This window comes from Thermoanaerobaculia bacterium (assembly GCA_035260525.1).
Lineage (GTDB): Bacteria > Acidobacteriota > Thermoanaerobaculia > UBA5066 > DATFVB01 > DATFVB01.
In genome coordinates, this window is the sequence record DATFVB010000345.1 from 1 (window position 1) to 4092 (window position 4092).

Here is a 4092-nt window from a genome sequence, read left to right on the forward strand (position 1 = left end):
GAGGGCGGCTCGCTCACGATCATGGCGACCGCGCTGATCGTGGCGGCGCCCCGGACCGGCAAGACGATGATCCTGCAGGCGATCGCGAACGCGGTCACCGCGAACCATCCCGAGGTCGTGCTGATCGTCCTGCTGGTCGACGAGCGCCCCGAGGAAGTCACCGACATGCTGCGTTCGGTGCAGGGCGAAGTCGTCAGCTCGACCTTCGACGAGCCCGCCACGCGCCACGTGCAGGTGGCCGAGATGGTAATCGAGAAGGCGAAGCGGCTCGTCGAGCACAAGCGCGACGTCGTGATCCTGCTCGATTCGATCACGCGCCTCGCGCGCGCCTACAACACGATCGTGCCCCCGTCGGGCAAGGTGCTCTCGGGCGGCGTCGACTCCAACGCCCTGCAGCGGCCGAAGCGCTTCTTCGGCGCGGCCCGCAACATCGAGGAGGGCGGCTCGCTCACGATCATGGCGACCGCGCTGATCGACACGGGATCCCGCATGGACGACGTGATCTTCGAGGAGTTCAAGGGCACGGGCAACATGGAGGTCCATCTCGACCGGAAACTTTCGGACAAGCGAGTCTTCCCGGCGATCGACCTGAACAAGTCGGGCACGCGGAAGGAAGAGCTGCTGCTGGACAAGAACGAGCTCAACCGCGTGTGGGTGCTGCGCAAGGTCCTGAGCCCGCTTTCGACCGTCGAAGGCATGGAGCTCCTGATCGACAAGCTCGACAAGACGAAGACGAACGCGGACTTCCTGAACATGATGTCTCAGGGATAGCCAGCGCCGCCATACATCGAGCGAATACGCGCGTCCTCGGCCGGCCGTACCCCTCCGACGTACGCCCCGGTACGCCTGTGGGGTCCGGCGGCCTGTGGGTGCGCGCGCTCGCGTCTGGCGGCGCTTGACCCTTGATGCGGTCCGCCGGCGGGCTTAACGTACGCCCCGGTACGCCGTCGCGGGAGCTGGCTCGGGGAACCGGGGCTCGTCGCGGCGACGCGGCTCGTCGAACGAGCGACTCGACCGCGCCGCTCGCGACCCCCTCGCCGACGCTTCCGCTCCCGCATCGCGGGACCGCCGCTCGGTTACTTCGCGGCGGGTCCCCCGCGATGCGAAAAGCCCGGTAGCCGCCGGGGACGCTCGCGTTTCTCCCACCGAGATTTCCCATCGTCGTTGCGTGAGAGCCGTGTGTCGCGCCGTAGGGTTCGGCGACGGCGGGAAGCGACCGCGGCGATATCGAGGGCCGCCGTGCGATTTCCGACGCGTAATATCCTCCTCCCGTGAAGATCTCCGTCGTCGATTTCCTGAACGCCCGGCCGCTCACGTGGGGGCTGCTGACGGATCCTCCGGCCGGGGTCGAGGTCTCCCGCGACATGCCGTCGGTCTGCGCGGACAAGCTCCGGGACGGGCGGGCGGACGCGGGCCTGATCCCGTCGATCGAGTTCCGGCGGATTCCCGATCTCGTCCGGGTCGAGGGGCTCGGGATCGCGGCGGACTCCGAGGTTCGCTCGGTCCTCCTCGTGTCGAAGGTTTCGCGCGAGAAGATCCGGCGGCTGAAGCTCGACCCCGCGTCGCGCACGTCGGCGGCGCTCGTCCGCATTCTGCTCAAGCGGCGCTACGGCATCGTTCCGGAAATCGTGCGGGAGGAAGCCGACGCCGAGCTCGTCATCGGGGATCCCGCGCTGAAGGCGAGCCAGCTCGGGCGCGTCGTGCTCGACCTCGCCGCCGAGTGGCGGAGCCTCACGGGGTTCCCGTTCGTCTTCGCGTTCTGGGCGGTGCGCCGCGGATCGTGGTCGCCGGCGCTCGAGGCGGCCCTGCGGGATTCTCATCGCGCGTCGGCCGCCGGCTTCGACGCGATGGTGGACGCGGAGATCGAGACCGCCCGGGTTCGCGGAAACGCGGCGCTCTCCCGTCCGATGGTCGAGGACTATCTCCGGCACTGCCTCCATTACGAGCTCGGTCCGGAAGACCTTTCGGGTCTCGAGCGGTTCTACGAATTCGCGCAGGAGGACGGAGTGATACCGCCGGTCTGACCTTCTGGCATCGCATTCGCTCCGGCCGGTGAGAGGCCCGGAAGCAGAGAGGAGACGTCATGCGCTGGATGGGGGGACGGGAGAGCGACGAGGTCGAGGATCGGCGCGGCATCGGTCCGGTTCACATCGCCGGAGGAGGAATCGGCGTCGTCGTGATCGCGATCGTCATCGGGTTGCTCACGGGACACAACCCGCTCCAGATCCTCCAGATGCTGACGTCGTCGACGCCGCAAGGCACCCCGTCGGCGCAATCCGCGCCGGCGACGCCGGGAGGCCCGCCGGCCGCCGAGGACGAGGAGACGAAGTTCGTCCGGGTGATCCTCGCCGACACCGAGGATACGTGGACGCACGTATTCCAGGAGCACGGCCGGCACTACCGGCTGCCGAAGCTCGTCCTCTTCGACGGCGAGGTGGATTCCGCCTGCGGCATGACGTCGGCGGCCGTCGGCCCGTTCTACTGCCCGGAGGACGCGAAGGTGTATCTGGATCTCTCCTTCTTCCGCGAGCTCTCGCAGCGCTTCGGCGCGCCGGGCGACTTCGCCCGCGCCTACGTCATCGCCCACGAGATCGGCCACCATGTCCAGAACTTGCTGGGCCTGATGCCGGAGGGGCGAGGGCATACCGCGTCGATCGCCGTCGAGCTCCAGGCGGACTGCTTCGCGGGCGTCTGGGGCAACCGCGGCGCCCGGCGGGGTCTGCTCGAGCCCGGCGACGCGGAGGAAGGCCTTCGCGCCGCCGCCGCGATCGGCGACGACACGCTCCAGCGGATGTCGACCGGGCGCGTGCAGCCGGAGTCGTGGACCCACGGCTCGTCGGCGCAGCGGACCGAGGCCCTCAAGCGCGGACTCGAATCGGGGGACCCGGAGGTCTGCCGGATGACGGGCGCGGGGGTCTTCGCTCAGTAGAGCGCCACGCGGAGGCCGTCCGGCGCGGCGAACGCCGGCTGGCGCCGCCGCCGCTCGACGCCGGCGAGCCACCGCACGTCGGGCGCCGCCGCGCGGAGCCGGAGCGCTTCGCGGAGCGGCATCGGCGCGGAGAGGTTGGCGACGCCGAGGATCCGCGCCCACGCGGTCGCCCGGTTCCTTCGCCGGATGTGGATCGGGTCCGCGCCGTACCACTCGCCCGGAAGCTCGACGATCGCGGCTCCGGAAGCGGCGGCGAGGCGCCGGATACCGGCGTCCACCTCGCCGACCGCGTCGATCGCCCTTCGCCACGGGACGCGCGAGCCGCGGAAGAAGAGCGTCCGGAAGAAGAGGTACTCGGCGGGCGAGACGCGGCGCAGGCGCGCGACCGGAAGCCCCGTCACGCGGATCGCGGCCCCCCGGGCGGCGAGGCGCGCGAGGCACTCGCCGACCCAGCCGAGGATCGCCGGGACGGCAGCGCCGTAGACGACGTCGTTGCCGACGTCGGTCACGACGGCGGTGGTTTCGCCGCCCTCCGGCAGCGCGTCCCAGATCCCGCACTCGAGGATCCCCGGGAGGCACCGGAACGGGATGCAGCTCCGCGCGCCGTACGAGCGTCCATGCCCGAACGCGCCGAAAATTTCGAGGTTCGGCCCCCACGCGGCGCGCGCGGTCTGCACGGCCGTCGGAAGTCCGCGCCGCACGTTGCTCGCGCCGAGGAGGATCAGTCGATGCGCCACGTGCGGATCATCGTACCGGAGCGTCCCGGCGGTACAATTTCATCGATGGACAGTCCACGTGCGACTGCGGCGGAACGGTCGTCGATCGACGACGTCGTCGAGCTCTACAAAAAGGACGTCGACCGGACGCTGCTTCGAGAGGCGCTGCGCCTGACCCCTTCCGAGCGGATCCGCGAAATGGAAGAGCTCTCGCGGTTCGCCGAGGAGCTCTCCAAATCCGGCCGGGAGTCGTTTCGTTGACCGATTTCCGAGGGTTGTTGGAGGCACTCTCGCAGCAATCGGTGGATTTCATCCTCGTCGGCGGAATGGCGGCGGCAGCTCACGGATCGATCCACCCGACGCGTGACGTCGATGTCGTCTACTCGCGCAATCCGGACAACGTTCGGAGGCTGGTCGCGGCCCTTCGGCCGCTCGTCCCCGTTCTGA

General features: G+C 69.6%; 5 protein-coding genes. 4 read left to right on the forward strand and 1 reads right to left on the reverse strand.

Translation table 11 applies throughout. From position 1 onward, the window contains the following. From rho to VKH46_16360, 3 genes are all read left to right on the forward strand, one after another. Positions 1 to 771: transcription termination factor Rho (gene rho, locus VKH46_16350; GenBank protein ID HKB72410.1), on the forward strand; the 771-nt coding region annotated here is incomplete at its 5' end. Between the two features lie 500 nt (positions 772 to 1271). Continuing rightward, positions 1272 to 2024, forward strand: coding sequence for a menaquinone biosynthesis protein (locus VKH46_16355; protein ID HKB72411.1), 753 nt, complete (start codon positions 1272 to 1274; stop codon positions 2022 to 2024). Positions 2025 to 2083: 59 nt separating this feature from the next. Next, positions 2084 to 2929, forward strand: coding sequence for a neutral zinc metallopeptidase (locus VKH46_16360; GenBank protein HKB72412.1), 846 nt, complete (start codon positions 2084 to 2086; stop codon positions 2927 to 2929). On the opposite strand, the gene VKH46_16365 is transcribed toward VKH46_16360, so the two are convergent. Beyond that, positions 2923 to 3666: a hypothetical protein gene (locus VKH46_16365; GenBank protein ID HKB72413.1), complete on the reverse strand. Its 744-nt coding sequence runs from the start codon at positions 3664 to 3666 to the stop codon at positions 2923 to 2925. The genes VKH46_16360 and VKH46_16365 overlap by 7 nt on opposite strands. Positions 3667 to 3711: 45 nt before the next feature. Here VKH46_16365 and VKH46_16370 point away from each other — a divergent pair, with 45 nt between their 5' ends. Further along, complete coding sequence (locus tag VKH46_16370) at positions 3712 to 3906, forward strand: hypothetical protein (protein ID HKB72414.1); 195 nt, start codon at positions 3712 to 3714, stop codon at positions 3904 to 3906. The last annotated feature ends 186 nt before the right edge of the window (positions 3907 to 4092 follow it).

Coding starts and splice junctions, on each gene's coding strand:
- VKH46_16360 (HKB72412.1), top strand. CDS start 2,084: ATGCGCTGGATGGGGGGACGGGAGAGCGACGAGGTCGAGGATCGGCGC.
- VKH46_16370 (HKB72414.1), top strand. CDS start 3,712: ATGGACAGTCCACGTGCGACTGCGGCGGAACGGTCGTCGATCGACGAC.